At 65.7% G+C, this 19,446-nt stretch carries 15 protein-coding genes and 4 pseudogenes; 15 read left to right on the top strand and 4 right to left on the bottom strand.

Annotation, left to right across the window (positions count from 1 at the left end; all coding sequences use genetic code 11):
* On the bottom strand, positions 1 to 776 hold a 776-nt coding region (locus ATO3_RS24995; protein ID WP_143747386.1), incomplete at its 3' end, for an ABC transporter substrate-binding protein.
* Between the two features lie 297 nt (positions 777 to 1,073).
* The gene (locus ATO3_RS24990) at positions 1,074 to 1,682 is read right to left on the bottom strand and encodes a TetR/AcrR family transcriptional regulator (RefSeq protein WP_088652594.1); all 609 of its coding nucleotides are present in this window, start codon (positions 1,680 to 1,682) and stop codon (positions 1,074 to 1,076) included.
* A 77-nt stretch (positions 1,683 to 1,759) separates the two neighbouring features.
* Between ATO3_RS24990 and ATO3_RS24985 the strand changes: the two genes are divergently transcribed.
* The 6 genes from ATO3_RS24985 (at position 1,760) to ATO3_RS24960 (ending at position 9,418) form a co-directional block, all read left to right on the top strand.
* A complete protein-coding gene (locus ATO3_RS24985) occupies positions 1,760 to 2,959 on the top strand; it encodes a Tm-1-like ATP-binding domain-containing protein (protein ID WP_198963348.1) in 1,200 nt (399 codons plus the stop codon).
* Entirely contained in the window at positions 2,959 to 3,804 is an 846-nt protein-coding gene (locus ATO3_RS24980; protein ID WP_088652592.1) for a phosphoenolpyruvate hydrolase family protein, read from the top strand. Before ATO3_RS24985 ends, ATO3_RS24980 begins: the two co-directional genes overlap by 1 nt.
* A complete protein-coding gene (locus ATO3_RS24975; RefSeq protein ID WP_088652591.1) occupies positions 3,801 to 4,217 on the top strand; it encodes a cupin domain-containing protein in 417 nt (138 codons plus the stop codon). The genes ATO3_RS24980 and ATO3_RS24975 overlap by 4 nt, the downstream gene beginning before the upstream one ends.
* A 1-nt stretch (position 4,218) precedes the next feature.
* On the top strand, positions 4,219 to 5,394 hold the full coding sequence (locus tag ATO3_RS24970; protein ID WP_088652590.1) for a M24 family metallopeptidase: 1,176 nt from the start codon (positions 4,219 to 4,221) through the stop codon (positions 5,392 to 5,394).
* A 269-nt stretch (positions 5,395 to 5,663) separates the two neighbouring features.
* Positions 5,664 to 7,523: an ABC transporter ATP-binding protein gene (locus ATO3_RS24965; protein WP_233152310.1), complete on the top strand. Its 1,860-nt coding sequence runs from the start codon at positions 5,664 to 5,666 to the stop codon at positions 7,521 to 7,523.
* Positions 7,520 to 9,418: an ABC transporter ATP-binding protein gene (locus ATO3_RS24960; RefSeq protein WP_233152309.1), complete on the top strand. Its 1,899-nt coding sequence runs from the start codon at positions 7,520 to 7,522 to the stop codon at positions 9,416 to 9,418. Before ATO3_RS24965 ends, ATO3_RS24960 begins: the two co-directional genes overlap by 4 nt.
* A 93-nt stretch (positions 9,419 to 9,511) precedes the next feature.
* Here ATO3_RS24960 and ATO3_RS24955 read toward each other — a convergent pair whose 3' ends face one another.
* A complete protein-coding gene (locus ATO3_RS24955) occupies positions 9,512 to 10,765 on the bottom strand; it encodes a replication initiation protein (RefSeq protein WP_088652589.1) in 1,254 nt (417 codons plus the stop codon).
* Positions 10,766 to 11,365: 600 nt separating this feature from the next.
* On the opposite strand from ATO3_RS24955, the gene ATO3_RS24950 reads away from it, so the two are divergent.
* The 3 genes and pseudogenes from ATO3_RS24950 to ATO3_RS29340 form a co-directional block, all read left to right on the top strand.
* On the top strand, positions 11,366 to 12,736 hold the full coding sequence (locus ATO3_RS24950; protein WP_088652588.1) for an AAA family ATPase: 1,371 nt from the start codon (positions 11,366 to 11,368) through the stop codon (positions 12,734 to 12,736).
* Positions 12,733 to 13,821, top strand: a complete 1,089-nt coding sequence (locus tag ATO3_RS24945; protein WP_158218073.1) for a ParB N-terminal domain-containing protein — start codon at positions 12,733 to 12,735, stop codon at positions 13,819 to 13,821. The genes ATO3_RS24950 and ATO3_RS24945 overlap by 4 nt, the downstream gene beginning before the upstream one ends.
* 153 nt (positions 13,822 to 13,974) lie before the next feature.
* Positions 13,975 to 14,187 (top strand): annotated as a pseudogene (locus ATO3_RS29340) (hypothetical protein); the annotation flags it as partial.
* 10 nt (positions 14,188 to 14,197) lie between these two features.
* Here the strand turns inward: ATO3_RS29340 and ATO3_RS24935 are convergent.
* A complete protein-coding gene (locus ATO3_RS24935) occupies positions 14,198 to 15,295 on the bottom strand; it encodes a tyrosine-type recombinase/integrase (RefSeq protein WP_088652586.1) in 1,098 nt (365 codons plus the stop codon).
* A gap of 347 nt (positions 15,296 to 15,642) precedes the next feature.
* Here ATO3_RS24935 and ATO3_RS24930 point away from each other — a divergent pair.
* From ATO3_RS24930 to ATO3_RS29645, 6 genes and pseudogenes are all read left to right on the top strand, one after another.
* Positions 15,643 to 16,612, top strand: a pseudogene (locus ATO3_RS24930) (Mu transposase domain-containing protein); the annotation flags it as partial.
* Positions 16,542 to 17,063 (top strand): annotated as a pseudogene (gene istB, locus ATO3_RS24925) (IS21-like element ISPkr1 family helper ATPase IstB); the annotation flags it as partial. The pseudogenes ATO3_RS24930 and istB, both read left to right, overlap by 71 nt.
* A 178-nt stretch (positions 17,064 to 17,241) precedes the next feature.
* Positions 17,242 to 17,553: a hypothetical protein gene (locus ATO3_RS24920; RefSeq protein ID WP_088652585.1), complete on the top strand. Its 312-nt coding sequence runs from the start codon at positions 17,242 to 17,244 to the stop codon at positions 17,551 to 17,553.
* Positions 17,554 to 17,977: 424 nt separating this feature from the next.
* Complete coding sequence (locus tag ATO3_RS24915) at positions 17,978 to 18,334, top strand: BON domain-containing protein (RefSeq protein ID WP_088652584.1); 357 nt, start codon at positions 17,978 to 17,980, stop codon at positions 18,332 to 18,334.
* A 188-nt stretch (positions 18,335 to 18,522) separates the two neighbouring features.
* A complete protein-coding gene (locus ATO3_RS24910; protein ID WP_158218072.1) occupies positions 18,523 to 19,074 on the top strand; it encodes an exopolysaccharide biosynthesis protein in 552 nt (183 codons plus the stop codon).
* A 218-nt stretch (positions 19,075 to 19,292) separates the two neighbouring features.
* Positions 19,293 to 19,431, top strand: a pseudogene (locus ATO3_RS29645) (transposase); the annotation flags it as partial.
* Positions 19,432 to 19,446 lie beyond the last annotated feature (15 nt).

Here is a 19,446-nt window from a genome sequence, read left to right as displayed (position 1 = left end):
TTCGCCCCCGGAGAGCGACCGCCGCAATCATACCATGTCTTGTAATCTTCCAAGGCCCGGATGTTCTGCTCCGAATTCAGGATGCCCTCGACCTCGTAGGTCTCGTAATTCCCCAGATCGCCCCCGTAAGAGAAGATCGCGTTCTCCACGCCCATCACCATGGCGTCATAGGAATTGTCCGTATAGATCGCCACGCCATAGCGGTCCTCGTCCGGGCGGTGGAAGAACGCGGCGATGTCGAGAAGCTGCGCCCATGTCTCGGGCGGGGCCAGGGGATAGCCGTATTCGGCCTCGAACGCCTCCATCTCGGCGGGATCCTCGAACCAGTCCTTGCGGTAGGACCAGCCGACCGCGTCGCCCTCGGCCGGGACGGCCCAGTACTTGCCCGAATTGCCGGGATATTCGGCGTAGTATTTCACCGTGGCCGGGGCCATCACGTTGCCCAGGTCATGTTCGGTGAAGAACTCGGTCAGGTCGACGTAATGGCCCCCCTCCGAGGCCGCGCCAAGCCACTGGCTGTCGCCGACGATCAGGTCGTAGGCGGACCCGCGCGCATTGAATTCGGTAAAGGCCTTGGTCTGGAAATCGGACCACGGGGTCGTTTCCACGGTCACGAGAACGCCGGTCTCGGCCTCGTAATCGTTTACCAGCTCCTGCAGGTAATTCGCGGGATCCCATTCGGCCCAGAAGATCGTCAGTTCCTGCGCCATGGCAGCCGGTGCGATCAGCGCACCAAACGCCGCCCCGGCCAGAAGCCGGCTCGCATATCGTTTCATTCCTATCTCCTCCCAGTTCGGTTCCTCATGTGGCGCCCGCTTCGGGATCTTTTGGAATGTCCCATTGCCTTGAGCTGCCAGGCGCCACTGTCGAACACAATTTTTGGTACTACCAGATTGCGCAATCTGTCAAGAAGTTGTTAGCTGGTCCCAGGCCCTCCCGATTGGAGTTTTCCCCTGTCTTACATGGCAAAATATGTCACATCCGGCCACAGGTCACGGACCGCCCGGCCGGGCGCCCGGCCTGGGGCGCATTCGCGCTATTGGCGCAATTTGGTCGGACCAGTTTTGGCCCGCCTAATCTTCGCCCCGGTGTCGCACCGTCGCGGCGACCATCGCCTGCGCCGCCCAGAGAGCCGTTTCCAGCGCCTCCTCCTCGCTCAGGCCCCAGATGTCCTTCAGCACGATCATAGCCTCGACCCCGAAGGTCAAAGACAACGCCTGATTGAGCCGCATCCGGTCCTCTGCGGAGATGTCCAGATCCTGCGTCGCGCTTTGCAGCAGGCGGCGGCGGTGGCCGCGCCCCAGCGTCGAATCCTCGGCCGCCGCGTCCAGCGACTGGCGCAGCGCGGCGCGAAACGTCGCCTCGTGCTCGAACAGGCGCGGGAAGGCGGTGCGGTACAGATCGTCGATCCGCGCCGCGCCGGTCGCGCCGTCGTCCCAGTCCAGGATTGGCCCCAGCGCCTCGGCCACCACGGCGCGCAGCATGTCGGCCAGCGTCGGGAAATAGCGATAGGCGGTCGAGCGCGACACGCCCGCCGCCTCCGCGACCTCGCTGACCGAAGGCGACTGTCCCGCGCGCATCATGTCGCGCGCGGTGGCCACCATCAGGGCGTGGGTGCGGGCCGCCGCGCCCTTCAGGGGCGGCGTCTCGATCGGGTCGGTGCGTTGACTTGGGACTTGCATCCCAATATGGTACTGCAGTCCCATTTTCGGTCAACCCGTAATCCGCATGGGGCCTCTGGGAGGGGGGAGGATCGGCGATGTCAGCCATGATCCAGGTTGTCGGCACCGCCGACACCAAGGGCGAAGAGCTTGCCTATCTGCGTGACCTGATCGTCGCCGGCGGCGGCCAGGCCCGTATCGTGGATCTGGGCACGCGGGCCCCGTCGGTGCCGGTGGACGTGCCCGCCGAGGCGGTGGCCGCCTGCCACCCCGACGGCGCCGGGGCCGTGCTGGACGGCGACGACCGGGGCACGGCGGTGGCCGCCATGGGCACGGCCTTCGCGGAATGGTGCCGGCGCCATGGCGACGAGGTGTCCGGCATGATCGCGGTCGGCGGCGGCGGCGGAACCTCGATCGCCTGCGCGGGGATGCGCGACCTGCCCTACGGCCTGCCCAAGATCATGGTCTCGACGCTGGCGTCGGGCGACACCGCCCCCTATGTCGGCATCTCGGACATCGTGATGGTGCCCTCGGTCACCGATATTGCCGGGCTCAACCGGCTCAGCCGGGTGATCCTGTCCAACGCCGCGCAGGCGCTGCTGGGCGCGGTGCAGCACCCGCCGCCCCGGGCCGGCGATGACAAGCTGGCCGTCGGGCTGACCATGTTCGGCGTCACCACGCCCTGCCTCACCGCCATCTCGGGGCATCTGGCGGATCGCTACGACTGCCTTGTCTTTCACGCGACCGGGACCGGCGGGCGGGCGATGGAACGCCTGCTGGACCAGGGCGTGCTGTCCGGCCTGATCGACATCACCACGACCGAAATCGCCGATCTTCTGGTCGGCGGCGTGCTGGCCGCCGGGCCCGACCGGCTCGACGCGGTGGCCCGCAGCGGCGCGCCCTGGCTCGGCTCGGTCGGTGCGCTCGACATGGTGAACTTCTGGGCCCCCGACACCGTGCCGCCCGCCTTCGCGGACCGCGCCTTCCATCACCACAATCCCAACGTCACGCTGATGCGCACCACGGTCGGGGAAAACACCCGGATCGGCCGCTGGATCGGCGAAAAGCTAAACGCCTGCGCCGGGCCCGTCCGCCTGCTGTTCCCGCAAAAAGGCCTCTCGGCGCTTGATATCGAGGGCGGCGCCTTCTGGGACCCCGAGGCCGACGCCGCGCTGTTCGAGGCGCTCCGCGCGACCCTGACCGACCCCACGCGGCTGGTCTCCCTGCCCCACCACATCAACGACGCCGCCTTTGCCGAGGCCGCCGCCGCAACCTTCCTAGAGCTGATGGACCACTGATGCCCCAGATCCCGCGCAAAGACCTGCTGAGCCGTTTTCACGACATGATCGCCCAGGGCATCCCCATCATCGGCGGCGGCGCCGGCACGGGGCTGTCGGCCAAGTCCGAGGAGGCCGGCGGCATCGACCTGATCATCATCTACAATTCCGGACGCTACCGCATGGCCGGGCGCGGATCGGCCGCCGGGCTGCTGGCCTATGGCAATGCGAACGAGATCGTCCGCGACATGGCCGTCGAAGTGCTGCCGGTGGTCCGGCACACGCCCGTCCTGGCCGGCGTCAACGGCACCGACCCCTTCATCCTGATGCCGCGCTTCCTGGCCGAGCTGAAGGACATGGGCTTTTCCGGCGTGCAGAACTTTCCGACCGTGGGGCTGTTCGACGGCACCATGCGGCAAAGCTTCGAGGAAACCGGCATGGGCTTCGGGCTCGAGGTCGACATGATCGCCGAGGCCCATCGCCAGGATCTTCTGACCACGCCCTATGTCTTCAACCCCGACGAGGCCATCGCGATGACGAAGGCCGGCGCCGACATCATCGTGGCCCATATGGGCGTGACCACCGGCGGCACCATCGGCGCGACCTCGGCCAGGTCGCTGGACGATTGCGTGGGCCAGATCGACGCCATCGCCGCCGCCGCCCGGTCGGTGCGCGAGGATGTCATCCTGCTGTGCCACGGCGGGCCGATCTCGATGCCCGAGGATGCCGCATACGTGCTGGGCAAGGCCGCCGGCATCCACGGCTTCTACGGCGCCTCGTCGGCGGAACGCCTGCCCGCCGAACGCGCCATCGCCGACCAGATCCGCGCCTTCAAGGCGCTGAAACCCGAAGGAGACAAGCGATGACCGACGTGAAGGACCTGTACCGCTATCCCGGCGACGTGGATGCCTACGGCTTCGACTGGGGCCAGCTTTCGGTGACGCTGGGCCCGAAGGTGAACGGCGCGGCGCAGTTTTCGGCCGCCGTGGTGACGGTGCCGCCCGGCCAGGGCCACGCGCGCCACAACCACCCCGGATCCGAAGAGATCATCCATATCCTCGAAGGCGAGGGCGAACAGATGGTCGAGGACGAGGCCGGCCATCCGCACACCGAAACCGTGCGCGCCGGCTGCACCGTCTTCATCCCCGAAAGCCGGTTTCATTCGACCCTCAACACCTCGGACAGCGACCTGAAGATCTTCGTCGTCTATGCCCCCGCCGGCCCCGAAGAGCTGCTCAGGGACATGCCCGATTTCCGGCTGATCCCGGCGAGGCCCTGAGATGCCCGATCAGACCGAGGCCCTTTCTTACGACTTTGCCCATCTCGACGCGCTGATGGAGGCCGCCGGGATCGACGTGCTGCTGGCCAGCTCCAAGCACAATGTTCAGTACCTGCTGGGCGGATATCGTTTCATCTTCTTCTCGGCGATGGATGCGATCGGGCACAGCCGCTACCTGCCCATCGTCGCCTATCTGCGCGGCGCGCCGGACAGCACCGCCTATATCGGCAACCGGATGGAGGGGATGGAGCATGCCAACCACCCGTTCTGGACCCCGCATTTCCACCCTGCCGCCTGGGGCACGACGGATGCGATGGCAGAGGCGATCCGCCACCTGAAGGCCCATGGCCCCGCGTCGCCCCGCATCGGGGTGGAGCCCGGCTTTCTGCCGATGGATGCCGCCCGCGCGCTGACCTCGGCCTTCGCCAACGCCCCGCTCACGGATGCCACGCATGTGCTGGAACGGCTGCGCGCGGTGAAATCCCCGGCCGAGCTGGCGCTGCTGAAGCAGGCCAGCGAGAGGATCGGCGACGCGATGCGGGCGACGATCGCCGCGGCGCAGGCGGGCACGACCAAGCACGAGATCATCGACCGGCTCCGGCAGGAGGAAACCGGCCGCGGGCTGCAGTTCGAATACTGCCTCCTGACGCTTGGCGCCTCGCACAACCGCGCGGCGTCCGATCAGGCCTGGGCCGAGGGCGAGGTGCTGTCGATCGACTCGGGCGGGAACCTGAAGGGCTATATCGGCGACATCTGCCGTATGGGGGTGCTGGGCGCGCCGGACAGCGAGCTGGAGGATCTGCTGGCCGAGATCGAGACGGTCCAGCAGGCCGCCTTTTCCAGGGTGCGCGCCGGGGCCCACGGGGCCGAGGTGATCGAGGCCGGGCAGGCCGAACTGGCCCGCCAGCCCAGCCGGGACTGCACCGATTTCTTCGCCCACGGCATGGGCGTCATCACGCACGAGGCGCCCTTCCTGATGACCAACCATCCCGTCACCTACGAGGGCGTGGATGCCGACCGCCCCCTGCAGGCGGGCATGGTCCTGTCGGTCGAAACCACCATGCAGCATCCCACGCGCGGCTTCATCAAGCTCGAGGACACGCTTGCCGTGACCGAAACCGGTTATGAGCTTTACGGGTGTGACGGTCGCGGCTGGACCCGGGGCGGGACGGGCTGAGCCCGGACATCGACGGCCCCGCCCCAGAGGCCGCGCCCCGGGCGGCGGGTGGCGCCCCTGGCCGATGAACCCGCGCAGCCGGGCCTACGGCTGTACCATCGCCAACCGGCGCCTGCGCCCCGCGCGGCGCCGGGCTTCCCATCGGCATCCAACCACCCATCCGGCGGGGAAATTTCCCGTAAAGGCTGGAAAACCGGCCGCGCCCGTGGCAGGTGAACGGGACAACATCAGCACGACCGTGTCGAAGATCGTGCGCCAGGAGACGTTCCGTGAAAGCTCAATCCGCGCCTTCCGATCACCCCGATGGGGACGGCGGGCGGCAGATCGTTCCGGATTTCAACCGGACAGCCAGCGTCGGGCTCGACCGCTCACGCGAAACCATGCGCCGCATCATGCAGATGTCGCTGGCCTACCGGCGGCAGGCGGGGCTTGCGATCCTCTGCACGATCCTCGGCGTGCTGGCCCAGCTGACCATTCCGCTTCTGCTGGGCCGCGCCGTCGACCAGGCACAGACCGCGCTGACCGCCGGGGGCGGCACCGCCCAGCTTCTGCCCGTCGCGCTCATGCTGCTGGCGATGAGCGTTCTGCGCGGGCTGCTGACCATGGGCCAGAACTTCTTTGCCGAGTCGGTCGGCCATCACCTGGCCCGCCAGATCCGCGCGATGGTCTACGACAAGATCCAGCGCCTGCCCTTCTCGTTCCACGACCGCGTCCATTCGGGCGAGCTGATCACGGTGGGGATGCTGGATGTCGAAGGCGTCCGGATGTTCTTTTCCACCGGGTTCATCCGGCTGATCCATCTGGTGCTGCTGATCGGCATCGGCGGCTGGCTCCTGATCTCGACCGACCCGGCCCTGGGCCTGCTGGCGCTGTGCTTCGTGCCCTTCGCGGCCTGGCGCTCGATCGTGTCGCACCTGACGCTGCGCGCGACCTGGCTGGTGCTTCAGGAAAAGCTTGCCGTCCTGTCGCGGGTGATGGAGGAAAACCTGGCCGGCATCCGCGTCGTGCGCGCCTTTTCCGCCCAGCTTTACGAGATGGCCAAGTTCGACGGCGCGTCGAAGACCGCGCTAGAACTTGCGCACCGGCGGGTGCGGATCCGGGTGACGAATTCCTCGGCCATGTCGCTGTCGTTCTTCCTGGCCATGGCCCTGGTGCTTCTGGTCGGCGGACGGCAGGTGGCCAACGGCACCACGGGCATCGGCGCGCTGACATCCGTCCTGACCTTCATGACCATCCTGCAGATGCCGGTCCGCCAGCTGGGCATGATGGTCAACAGCTTCGCCCGGGCCTCTACCTGCGGCACGCGGATCTTCACGCTGCTGGATCTTGAACCGGTCATCGCCGACGCCCCCGGCGCGCCGGAGCTGAAGATCACCGACGGCACGCTGCGCTTCGAGAACGTGTCCTTCTCGTTCGATCCCGACAGCGGGCCGAAGGCGCTGGACGACATCAGCTTCGAGGCGCGGCGCGGCGAGACCATCGGCATCATCGGCGCGCCCGGCAGCGGCAAGTCCTCGCTGGTGCACCTGATCCCGCGGTTCTACGATGCCACCAGCGGCCGCGTGACGATCGACGGACAGGCGGTCAACGAGGTCACCCTCGCCTCGCTGCGCAAGGCGGTGGCCGTCGTCCAGCAGGACAGCTTTCTCTTCACCACGACAATCGAGAACAACGTCGCCTATGGCGATCCGGCAACCGCGGATCACCGGCTGCACGCGGCGTCCGGGTCGGCCCAGCTGCACGATTACGTCACCGGCCTGCCCGAGGGCTATGGCACGGTGGTGGGCGAACGCGGCGGATCGCTGTCGGGCGGCCAGCGTCAGCGGCTTTCGATCGCGCGCAGCCTGCTGCTGGACCCGGCGATCATGATCTTCGACGATTCCACCGCCGCAATCGACGCCGGCACCGAGGCCCGCCTGCGCACCGCCATGCAGGAACGCGCGCCCGACCGCGTGACACTGATCATCGCGCACCGGCTGAATTCGCTCAAACACGCCGACCGAATCCTGTTCCTCGAGGAGGGGCGGATCGTCGAAAGCGGCACCCACGAAAAGCTGATCGCCCTGGGCGGACGCTATGCCGAGCTACACGTGCTGCAGATGGGATCGGCCGAGGAGAGTGCCGCATGAGCACGATGCAGCAGCAGCCCCAGGATTACTCGGCCGACGCGCCCGTGGGTTCGCGCCTGCGCGCGACCGTCGGTTCCACCCGGATCGAAGAGGACATCTTTGGCCGCGCCTTCGACGGGCGCATCATGAGCCGGCTCTGGGCCTTTGTCGCGCCCTACCGGTCCCGGGTGATCGTCGCCGTCATTGCCGTTCTGATCTTCACCGCGACGCAGCTCGCGATCCCGCTGATCATCCGATATGCCGTCGATTACGGCATCGCCCCGGCCAGGGACAGCGGGCTGGACATGTCCCATCTTGGCCGGGCGGTGGCCCTGTTCGTCGCCGTGGTGATTGCCAATGCCATCGCCAACCTGATCCAGGAACGGGTGGTGGGCGATCTGGCCGAGAACGTGCTTTTCGACATCCGCCGCGCCATGTTCGGCCATCTTCAGCGGGTGTCGCTGTCCTTCATGGACAAGACCGAGGTCGGCCGGCTGATGTCGCGCCTACAGGGCGACGTGAATTCCATGCAGGAATTCCTGGAAACCTCGGTCATGGCGGTGGGCGATTTCGCGCTGCTGATCGGGATCGTCGTGGCGATGCTGTGGCTCGATGTGCAGCTGGGCCTTCTGGTGCTGTCGGTGCTGCCGATCCTGTTCATCGTGCGGATCTTCTGGATCAAGAAGGCCCGCGATGCCTTCATGGCCGCGCACCAGAGCAATTCGATCGCCAACGGCGCCCTGGCCGAGGCGATCCACGGCGTGCGCGCGGTGCAGTCGATGGGCCGCGAAGAACTGAACCTCGGGCTTTATTCCCGGCTGGCGGACCGGGTGCTTTCCACCCATATCCACGCCGCCCGGCTGGCGCAGATCATGGTGCCGATCGTCGACACGCTGACCGGCATCGCCATGGCGCTGGTCATCCTCGTCGGCGGGTCGATGGTCGTCTCCGGCCGGCTGGAGATCGGCGGCATCATCGCCTTCCTGTTCTACATCCAGCGGTTCTTCGACCCGATCCGCTCGCTGACGCTGCAATATTCGGTCATGCAGCGGGCCATGGCCTCGGGCCACCGGCTGATCGAGGTGCTGGACGTGCCCAAGGCGATCACCGACAAGCCCGATGCCGAACCGCTGACCGAGGCCGACGACGGATCGGTCGAATTCCGCAACGTGGTCTTCGGCTACAACCCCGACGAGCCGGTGCTGCGCGATGTGTCGTTCCGGGTGAACACCGGCGAGACGGTGGCCCTGGTCGGACCGACCGGGTCGGGCAAATCCTCGGCCATGGCGCTGGTGCACCGGTTCTACGACGTGCAGGACGGCGCCGTTCTGGTCGGCGGCCGCGACGTGCGCGACGTGACCCAGGATTCCCTTGGCCATCACATCGCCATGGTGCTGCAGGAGCCCTATCTTTTCACCGGCACGGTGATCGAGAACATCCGCTATTCCACCGAGCACGCCAGTGTCGACCAGGTCATCGAGGCGTCGAAGGCCGTGGGCGCGCATGACTTCATCATGCGCCTGCCCGAGGGCTATGACACGCTGCTTGACGAGCGCGGCGGCAATCTCAGCCAGGGCCAGCGGCAATTGCTCAGCTTTGCCCGCGCGCTGGTGGCCGATGCGCCGATCCTGATCCTGGACGAGGCGACGGCCAATATCGACAGCTATACCGAGATGCAGATCCAGAAGGCGCTGCAACGCCTGCTGGAAGGCCGCACCGGGCTGATCATCGCGCACCGGCTGGCGACGATCCGGGGGGCCGACCGGATCATCGTGCTGCAGAAGGGGTCCGTCATCGAATCCGGCAACCACGACGCGCTGATGGCGCGCGACGGGCTTTACGCCGGGCTCTACAATCTCAACCACGGCTCCTTCGACGATCTCGGCACGCCGTCGGATCCGAACCTGGCAAGCTAGGGCGGGGTGCGCCCCTGCCCTGCCGGCGGACTGGGCATCGTGATCTCCGCCCCCTGCCCTTCGCCCCCGGCCAGCGTCTCGCGCGCGAGACCGTCAGCCGTCGCGGTCCGGCAGGCCTTCCGGGACAAGCCCCGACCAGAACTCGCGCACCTTGGGAAAGACCCCCCGCGCGTGCCAGCCGTAGCGGCGGAACTGTCCGCGTTCGAATTCGTCCTCCAGCAGACGTTCGAACCGGTCCTTCACGACCTTGCGGCTGGCCGGAGACCGCTTTTCCAGGTTGGCGTCGATCACGTCCAGGCAGGCCTTGCGCCAGGCCGCGTCCCGGGCCAGCGCCGCGTCGCGCGCCTGTTCGGCAAGCTCGGCCTCGGTCGGTCCTTTCGACTCGGGCGGGGGTGGGGCCGCCGTCGCGGGCACGGCGGTGGGCCTGAAATCGCCCTTGATCGCGGCGGCAAGATAGCCCGCAGGCGTCTTGCGCACCCTGCCCTTGCGGCGCTCGGCCTCGACGAAATCCAGCTTCTCGGCGACGTAATCCTCGCCATGCTCGCCGATCCAGCGTTGCGCCAGCCGGTCCGAGATCCCGTTTTCGACCAGCCGCCGGAACGCCGCCGATTTGCGCACCGCGTCGTCATCGCCCAGGTCGAACAGCGTCTCCTGCCCGTTGCGGGTGATCAGGAAGCGGATGTACTTCGCGCGCCGGTTCTCGCGCCGCACCTCGGCCACCAGCGAGATGTCGGACACGGCGTTCACCTCCTTCACCGAGGGCTTGATGATCTTGGCGTTCAGCTTGGCGTAATCGTCGTAATAGGGCATGTCGTGCACGCCCATCAGCCGCCGGAACACGTCCATCTCCCACCAGCCGGTGGATCCCGTCCGAACGAAGCGGAAGCAGTTTTCATAAAGCGCCAGCGCATGGCCGGAGGTGAAATTGCGCTGGATGCGCATGTTGATCATCGAGAACACGGCCGGGTCGTAAAGCTTCGCCGCCAGCGGCGCCGAATAGGCGTATTCGCAGACCCCGCCCGACAGCTTGGCATAGGAGATCAGCGAGGAAATGCCCCATTCCTCTTCGCCGTTGTCGCCCAGCATGTTCCATTCCGCCGTCGTCTCGGCCAGCGCCCGCAGCGCGGCCTTGAGCGTGTCGCGGTCGCGGGACGCATAGCCCGACAGGGCGCAGAGCGTTTCGGCGTCGATCTTGTGTGAAGACTTGGTCAGCAGATCGTCGTAGGCGTGCAGCAGCAGGCAGTTGCTCAGCTTGCGCTGCAACAGCGTCAGCTTGCCCCCCACATGGATGGCGGCCACATGTTTGCGGAGGCTTTCGCGCTCCGTGATCTGGCGGAACTGGGTCACTGCTCGACTCGAATTCTCTGTTTTCGTCAGTGGATCGGAAAACCGACCCGTCTGTCAATCACTGCGGGTCTTTTCGGGCAGGTGCCGCCGGGATGGCACCACGCAAACGGGTCGGTTTCGACGAGGATGCGTCACGTAAACGGGTCGGTTTCGGCGCCTTTGGTCGCCCCCCTGCCCCGAAACCGGCCGTTTCAGGCCGTTTTGGCTGCGTTTTCCGGCCCTGTTTCGCGCCCGGAGCGCGGCCGAATCCCTGCACGCAGACGGGTCGGTTTCATCACGCAGATGGGTCGCTTGCGGCCCGCAAACGGGTTGGTGCCGTCCTGTGTATGGGTCGTGCCGGTCCCGTGCACGGGTTCATGCCACCTTTTAATGCGTTACAAACACTCAGGAATGTGGACAGTAAATCTTCTAAAGACTCCTAAAGGATTCATAAGTTTGTTGGTGCGTTTTCTATTGGTTTTTGAAGGGACAACAGCCTTCCGGCAGGTGTCTCGCGCGCGTGACACGCCGGTTTTCATCGCCTATGGTTATCCAAAACACGTGTGGTTCGCGAAATCCACGCGTAAGAAGGAAAAGCAGGAACATTCGAGGCAACCAACAATGAGCGGCCCACCGACGTCCATTTCACTGCAACCCATAGATCCCACCGACGCGCTCGATTCGGTCCCCGCCCGGGTCACCACCGAACGCTTCACCGTGGCGGCCGAGATCTGCATGCGCGCGCGCGACGATCTGGCCCGGCGCGGCTACAAGCCCGACGGCGAAAAGAATCTCCGCCGCTTCGGGATATGGGAGATTACCACATTCATGCTGCCGGTGTCGCCGCAGCATCTGCGCCGGGTGCTCAAGGCCAATCCGGACCTGCCCCAGGGGCTGGCCGACAAGGCCGGCGGGGCCAAGACCTTTACGCTGGAAGAGGTCAACCAGATCCGCGACTTTCTCGAAGCCGAGGGGCAGCAGGGCAAGGGCTACCGCCCCTACCGGCCCAAGGACCGGCCCGCGAAGGTCGTGTCGGTCTGCAACTTCAAGGGCGGCGTGGCCAAGACGACGACCGGCGCGCATCTGGCCATGGCCTCGGCGCTGGATGGCTACCGGGTTCTGGTGATCGACCTGGACAGCCAGGCGTCGATGAGCACGATGTTCGGCTCGATGGCCGAGGACGAGGGCCAGACCGCCTATTCCATCCTGGCCTGGCACCGCGCCCGTCACGCGGCGCGGACGCTGGGGATCGACGATCTGACCTCGGAAGAGCTGGACGAGGAAATCCGCGAGGCCGCCGCCGTCACCGCCGATGACGTGATCTTCGGGACCCACTGGCCGACGATCGACATCCTGCCCGCGCAGCTCAACCTCTACTGGGCCGAATTCCAGGTCCCGGTCTGGATGCAGACCCATCGCAGCTGGCAATTCTGGGACGCGCTGCGCGCCTTTCTCGAAGACCAGAACCTGCTGTCGGATTACGATGTGGTCATCGTCGATACGCCGCCCGCGCTTGGTTACCTGACGATCAACGCGCTGTCGGCGGCGGATATCCTGCTGATCCCGGTGGGCGCGAGTTTCATCGAGTTCGATTCCACGGGCCGGTTCTTCGACATGCTCTACACGACCTTCGTCAGCATCGAAGACAGCATGGCGCGGCTGAGCGACGAGGCGCCGAAATTCTCGTGGGACGCGGTGCAGGTGCTGCTGACGCGCTACGACGATGCCCAGCAATCGGAACTGGCCAACGTGATCCAGGTCTATCTTGACGATTTCGTCGCCACCTACCGGCAGGAATTCACCGCGCTGGTGGGACAGGCGGGCGAGCGGGTCTCGGGCATCTACGAGGCGAGCCACACGGATTTCAACCGGGAAACCTATCGTCGCGGGCGCGAGACCTTCGACCGGTGCTATCACGAATTCAAAAGACTTCTGATCGGATGCTGGGAACGCGACCGGATCGAGGCAGAGAACAGGGAGGCCGCGGAATGACACGCAAGAGACTTGGGGCCGTCGACAGGGACACGATTTCCGTCATGCGCAACGTGGCCGAACAGACGGCCGCCGAACGCCGGGGGCGGGCGGCCAGCAAGGCGCCCCCGATCGGGCAGGTCGCCGGCGAGGCGGCGCGGTCGATCGAGGACGAGATCCTGAAGCTGCGCCGGGAACGTGACGGGCTGCAGGGCGAGGCCGAGGCCTGGCGCGACGCCCGCGGCGCGGGGCTTGTCATCGAGCGGATCGCGCTGGACCGGATCGACGACCACGCCTTTGCCCGTGACCGGCGCCACCTCGACCGCGAGGGCGAGCCCTGGCAGGAACTGAAGGACAGCCTGCGCACCCGGGGCCAGCAGACCCCGATCGAGGTGACCGGGCCGGATGCCGAAACCGGGCTGTACCAGCTGGTCAGCGGGTTCCGCCGGCTCAGCGCGCTGCGGGAATTGCAGGCCGAAACCGGGGACGAACGCTTTGCCACGGTCAAGGCGCTGGTCACGGACCGGCCCGGGACGGTCGACGCGATGATCGCGATGATCGAGGAAAACGAGATCCGGCAGGACGTGAGCTTCTACGAGCGTGGTCGGATCTGCTGTCTCGCGGCGGAACAGGGGGTCTGCGAGACGGTGGACGATGCGATCCAGACGCTGTTTGCCAGTTCCAGTCGCAACCGGCGCTACAAGATCCGGAACTTCACGGTGATTCACGCGGCGCTTGGCCCGTATCTCGATTACCCCGAGGCGATCGGAGAGCGGCTTGGCGCGCGGCTGGCGCAGGCTCTGAAAGAGGGCAGGGGCGGCGACCTGGCCGCCGTGATGGCCGACCGGGGCGAGAAGTTCGCGGATGCGGCCGAAGAGATCGCCCTGCTGGAGGCCTTTGTCGGGCGCAAGGGCCAGTTTGCCGGTGAGCGCCCCGCGCCGAAGCCCGCCGCCTTGACCGCCGACTGGGAAGGGCAGGGGGGTCTGCGGCTGACGGCCAGGGCAAAGTCCGGCCGCGTCACTCTGGATATTTCCGGGCTTGCGGTCGAGGACGAGGCGGAGCTTCGGGCGCTGCTGGACCGGATCGGCAAGGCGACGTCGGGCTAGGCGTCTCGCGCGCGAGACGCGTGTGACGCGAAGACGGCGTGCAGGATGACATGCTTGGGAAACTGCGCTCCTTTGAGTGACACCACGGGCCCAACCTCATTGAAGAACGACGCCGACTGACAGAACATCACACCAATGTTTGCGACAGAACCGCCGACGGTCGATACCTGCCTGAACCGCGTGCCCAAGGCCCGGATTCGAGAGGCTGCGCGCGAAGCGAAAGGGAAGGGGATGGCGCAACTCCTCGAGCACCTGAAGAAGGGCAGGGGGGCGTCTGAGCCCGTTTCCGACACCGAGCAGGCCGAAGGTGTCGACCTTCCTGCCTTCCTCACGGCTGACCTGCCAAGCGAAGAGACATCGATGATGGTTCGGGTGACTACAACCCAGCAGCCTTGGTCAGGTTCACGCGGAACCGGTCACGCCGTCGCTGGTAGCGACGGGTCATCTCGGCCGAGGCGTGGCCGAGGTGTTTCTGGACGTAGCGCTCATCGACTTCTGCCGAGCTGGCGAGCCCTGCGCGCAAGCTGTGGCCGGAGAATAGCGCCAGTCGATCTTTCTCGGGCAGCTCTGATCGGATGCCCGCGTCCAGCACCGTCCGCTTGATCAGGCGGGCGACATGCTTGTCGTTCAGCCGCGTCTTGGATGCCCGTTTGCCATCGCGCGAGGTGCCGACGAAGACCGGACCAAAGTCGATCTTTGCGAAGTGCAGCCATTGCTCAAGAGCATGTACAGGGCAGGTCTGATCTTTGGAGCCGCGGCCGATCTCCACCTCGCGCCAGCCGGTCTTGGCATTGAGTGTGAGCAGGGCGCCTTTTTCCATGATCTCGACCCAGCCACCAGAATCCGGTGTGTCGTCCTTGTGAACGTCAAGGCTGACGAGCTCCGAGCGACGCAGGCCGCCAGCGTAGCCAAGCAAGAGGATGGCGCGGTCCCGAAGCCCGCGCAGATCGTAGGTCAGGGTGGCCACCATCGCGAGGATGTCCTCGGCCAGGATTGCTTCCTTCTGCACTGACGGCCGCGCATGTTTCCGCTTGATCCCCGCCAGCACGGTTGCGATGTGGCGGTTCTTGCGGTCGAGGATGAAGCCCCGCTGGGCGTAGTTCCAGGCGAGGCCTGACAGGCGGCGGTCAATCGTGCTGACCGCGAGGGCAGGGGAGGGGCCCGACCCGGACGCCAGGTCCGCGAGATAGAGCGCGACAATCTCCGGCGACGGGGGCAGAGGCTCCGCGCCCTTCATCCGGCACCAACGTGTGAAGTGTGTCCAGTCCGTCGCGTAGGCCTTGAGCGTGTTCTCGGACGACGCGACCCGGGCGTAATCGCGCGCCGTATTGACCAGACGATCGAGGGTGCCGGTCCCTGCGACATGGGCGGGCAGGGCGATATCGCCCCTTTCGTCGTGATCTCTGTCGTCGATGCGAGCATCCTCAAAATCACCAGAGGGCGCTGACGTCGATTTCTCGGCCTCTGACGGCATTTTCCACTGATTCCGGTGATGAAGTTGACCTACTTCCCAGCATATTTTCTCATGTCCAATAATATAAACTTATTGGACATAGTGGCATCTGGCAAGATGCGGCGGTTTCAGCGCCATTTTCTGCAGTGAAGCGCCGTTCTGAGATGGGCTTCGGCCATGACATTTGCGCCGCCGAACCACACCAGGACCTTGGAACCCCAGCCCGGGATACCCGCCTGGATCCGGCGCGGGTCGTGGGGCAGGGGGCCTCGGTCGATCTGCTGGTCGAAGACCTCTCAGCCGATCTTGAGGGCCGGGCGTTTGAGATCGCCCGGGTCGCCGGTGGCTGGATGTTCCGGACGCGCGCGGCCTACAACCGCAGGTTCCAGCAGATGTGCGGGCATCACCTCGTCGATCCTGTTGCTTGCACCCCGGCATCCGGCTGGGAAAAGGGACAGGTCGAGAACCAAGTCGGTGTTGTCCGACGGCGGTTCTTCGTGCCTCGGCCGAAGTTCAAGAGCTACGCCGAACTCAACGCCTGGCTCGCGGATCGCTGTGTTGCCTGGGCCAAGGCCAACCCGCACCAGGAGCTTCGGGATCGAACGAACTGGGAGGTCTTCCAGGATGAGCGCGCGAGTCTTGTGCCCTACGTCGGTCCATTCGACGGCTTCCATGCCGTGCCGGCGTCGGTCTCGAAGACCTGTCTGGTCCGGTTCGACAAGAACCGCTACTCCGTGGATGGCCGGGCCGTTGGCCGACCTGTCGAGATCCGTGCCTATGCCGAGCGGGTCGAGTTCTGGCAGGACGGCAAGATCGTGGGGCAGCACGCCGTCGTCCATTGGGCTTGAACCAATGGCGCCGCAATGGACGACCTTCGGGCGCGACAAGGCCATCTACGACCCGTTGCACTACATTCCGGTTCTGGCCCGCAAGCCCGGCGCCCTCCGGAATGGCGCCCCCTTCAAGGACTGGGACCTGCCGCCGGCGATCAGGCGCGTGCAGCGCAAGCTTGGCAAGGTGCCGAACGGCGACCGGCAGATGGTCCAGATCCTGAGCATGATCCCGATCGATGGACTGGATGCGGTGGATGCTGCCTGTGCCGAGGCCCTGAGCGAAGGGGTCCCCGCGGCCTCGGTCGTCATCAACATCCTGGCCCGGCATCGGGAGCCGCCACCGCCACTGACCATCGATACGCCGGCCGCGTTGCGACTGACTTGCGAGCCCGTCGCCGATTGCAAACGCTACGACAGCCTCAGGAGACCCAACCATGGAAAGATCACAGGTGCTGGACGCGATGAGCCAGCTGAAGCTCTACGGCATGAAGGCCGCCTACGATGAGATCATCACCACGGCCGTGAAGCGCCAGCACGAGCCCCAACAGATCGTCGGCGACCTGCTGAATGCCGAGATCAGTGAGAAGCAGGCGCGCTCGATCAAATACCAGATGACGATCGCCAAGCTACCTCTGGCGAAAGAGGTCGACGAGTTCAGCTTTGAAGAGACGCCGGTCAATGAGACGCTGGTGCGCGATCTGGCCGCCGGGGAGTTCCTCGAACAGCAACGCAATGTCGTCCTCATCGGCGGCACCGGGACTGGTAAATCGCACCTTGCCGTCAGCATCGCCCGGGCCTGCATCCGGCGCGGCAAGAGGGGCCGCTTCTTCAATGTCGTAGACCTGGTAAACAAGCTCGATGCCGAAGCCCGTGCAGATCGGCAGGGGCGCACCGCAGACCTGCTGTGCCGCCTCGACTTCTTGATACTCGACGAACTCGGCTATCTTCCCTTCGCTCATGGCCACAGACGGCGAGCGCGGAGATCTCACGGAACGGAGCTAAGATTATAAGGCCGCGGCCGCCTCAGGCCTGACAGTCGCCCTTTTGACCAGCGCCGCAGTCATTGGCCCTAGGCAGGACGGGGTCGGAGAGGTTTAGCAAGTCGTGCTAACCCTATAAGGCGAAGTCGATTTCGTGGTCATCGACGTTGGCGGCTTCTTCCTTGGGTTCGGTGAGAAGCCAGTCGCCCTGCCGTTGTCAGCCCCCAAGTTCCTGCTGTCGGAACGCGGGGACGCTCTTCGCGTTCATTTGCCCTTGACTGAGGACGAGCGCATTCAATGTCGGGATATTCTAGCCGACGCCATGCCGGAACCAGGCACCCGTCACCCAGCGCGCGCGAGGCGCCGCGAGGACCATTGCGCGGGCCTGAGCGGGATGAACGAAGCCGAGCACGATGCGGACGCGACGTGGCAGTGCTACATGCCGGCCGGCCAGGAGCCGACCTGAGTGACTCGCTTAGGCCGTAAGGCTGCTTCAGCCGGCCCATAAAGGCGGCAGCAACCTGTCATGCTGGGAGCCTATGACGCCGCCGCAAATGATGACAGGGCGGGCGGCCGATCTCGGCCCACAACCGAGGCATCCCGCGCCCAGGGGCACCGCGCCCGTCGTCCTAATCCTGGAACAATACCTTTCGTTTTCGGTTGGAGGGGCTCACTGGAACCAAACGAGGGCACGTCAGGGAGATTTCCGAGATCATGCCGCTCTGACCGTTCAGGGTCGGTTTGGGTCAGTCGCTCGGGGCGGCCATGGAGATCATGCACCGCACAGTTTGCGGATTTCTACCGGACCCTGCCTGCCGAGCTGAAACCAGCCCCGGGCGCTCCTAACTGCGGTTCGTGCCCAGACCTTGAAAACGGAAAGGACCATCGAAATGATACGCAAGGGACTGAAAGCGACTTCCTCACCGGATCGCGTCATATCCTATCTGGCTGAGCCAAGTCGCTCCAAAGGCCGCGGCGGCGTCCGTCAGCCGGTTCGCCCTGATCTGCCGGTGCTACCACCCGAAGACGCGCCCGAAGATACGGTGCTGGCGCAGCGCGTGAGGGAAAGCTTGAATGGGGACGGACGGCTCGAAGTCGGTTCGATCGGCGTCGGGGCCCGGGACGGGGTCATCGTCCTGCAGGGGCGGGTACCGCGCGAATTCCAACGCTCACTGGCCAATGCACTGGCGGAAAAGGTGCCGGGAACACTCAACGTCGAGAACCAGATCATGGTCGTGGGAGAATGACGCGCTCGGGCCAACGACCCCCGGAAGACGGCAGCCGAGCGGAGCGGATCGCGCAGGGCCACACAACCCTGCATGGCAGTCCGGGAACACTGGGCCGGCACACCGGTTTCTGCGCTATGGCGAAACAGTCACAGACACCGCCGGCCGGATCCGACGGCGGCCAGGCCGAGCCGAAGGCCCTCCCGCGCTTGATCGACCGCATCGAGGACCTCGCAGGCTCGGAGGCGCCGGTATCAGTCGGGGCGGTGACCGACATGCTGGGCGCCCGCAGCCATGCGCCCATGCTGATGTTCGTGGCCTTGTTGATGATCCTCCCTGTAGGCATGATCCCAGGTGTCGGCGGTGTGCTGGGGGTCATCGCAGCGCTTATCGGTCTGCAGATGATCCGCGGCCGCAAGGGGCTCTGGCTGCCTGCGTTCATCCGGCATCGCGAAGTGCCCGCGCATAGCATCCGACAGGCCGTGCGGGGCATCCGGCCTCCCGCCGCGTGGTTGAGCCGTCACCTGCAAACACGGCTGCCGGTCCTTGCCGAGGGCCAGTTGTCGCTCTGGGTGATCGCGCTCGTGCTGGTTCTGGGCGGCGCTTCGATGATGGTGCTTGGCGCTATCCCCTTCGCGATCCCCCTGGTCGGGCTGCCGATTGCCTGCTTCGCCGTGGGGATCCTGACCGGTGACGGGCTGGTCGTCGCGGCAGGCTATGCGATCCTGTTCTCTGCCTTCGCCGTCACCCTGGTCGCTTGAGATCGCATCGTGGCCGGAGCAAACCGCACCTGCATCTGGTTTCGCGGACCATGCACAACCTTCGCGCCGAGAGCCGTTGGACCAGAAAATAAGAAGAGACATGATTGGTGCGGAACGTCCCTGAGCTCAGCTACCTGGCACCCCGACGAGAGAAGTGGCTGATGGCGGGCCGGAGGCATGTCACATGAATGGTCGCGGGATTTCGGACTGGATGTCACGCGCGGGCGGTGGAGCTGCTCTCCGGGCTGCCGGACTACCAGCTGATGACAACCATCCCTGGCATCGGCCCAACAACGCCATGACCTTTTTGCCAAGACCGGTGAACTGCGCCGGTTCCGACATCATCGGGGGTTTCTGAACGGGATCTGGATT

It is taken from the genome of Marinibacterium profundimaris (assembly GCF_002210095.1).
GTDB classification, from domain to species: Bacteria; Pseudomonadota; Alphaproteobacteria; order Rhodobacterales; family Rhodobacteraceae; genus Marinibacterium; species Marinibacterium profundimaris.
This window is presented reverse-complemented; position numbering and strand designations above follow the sequence as displayed.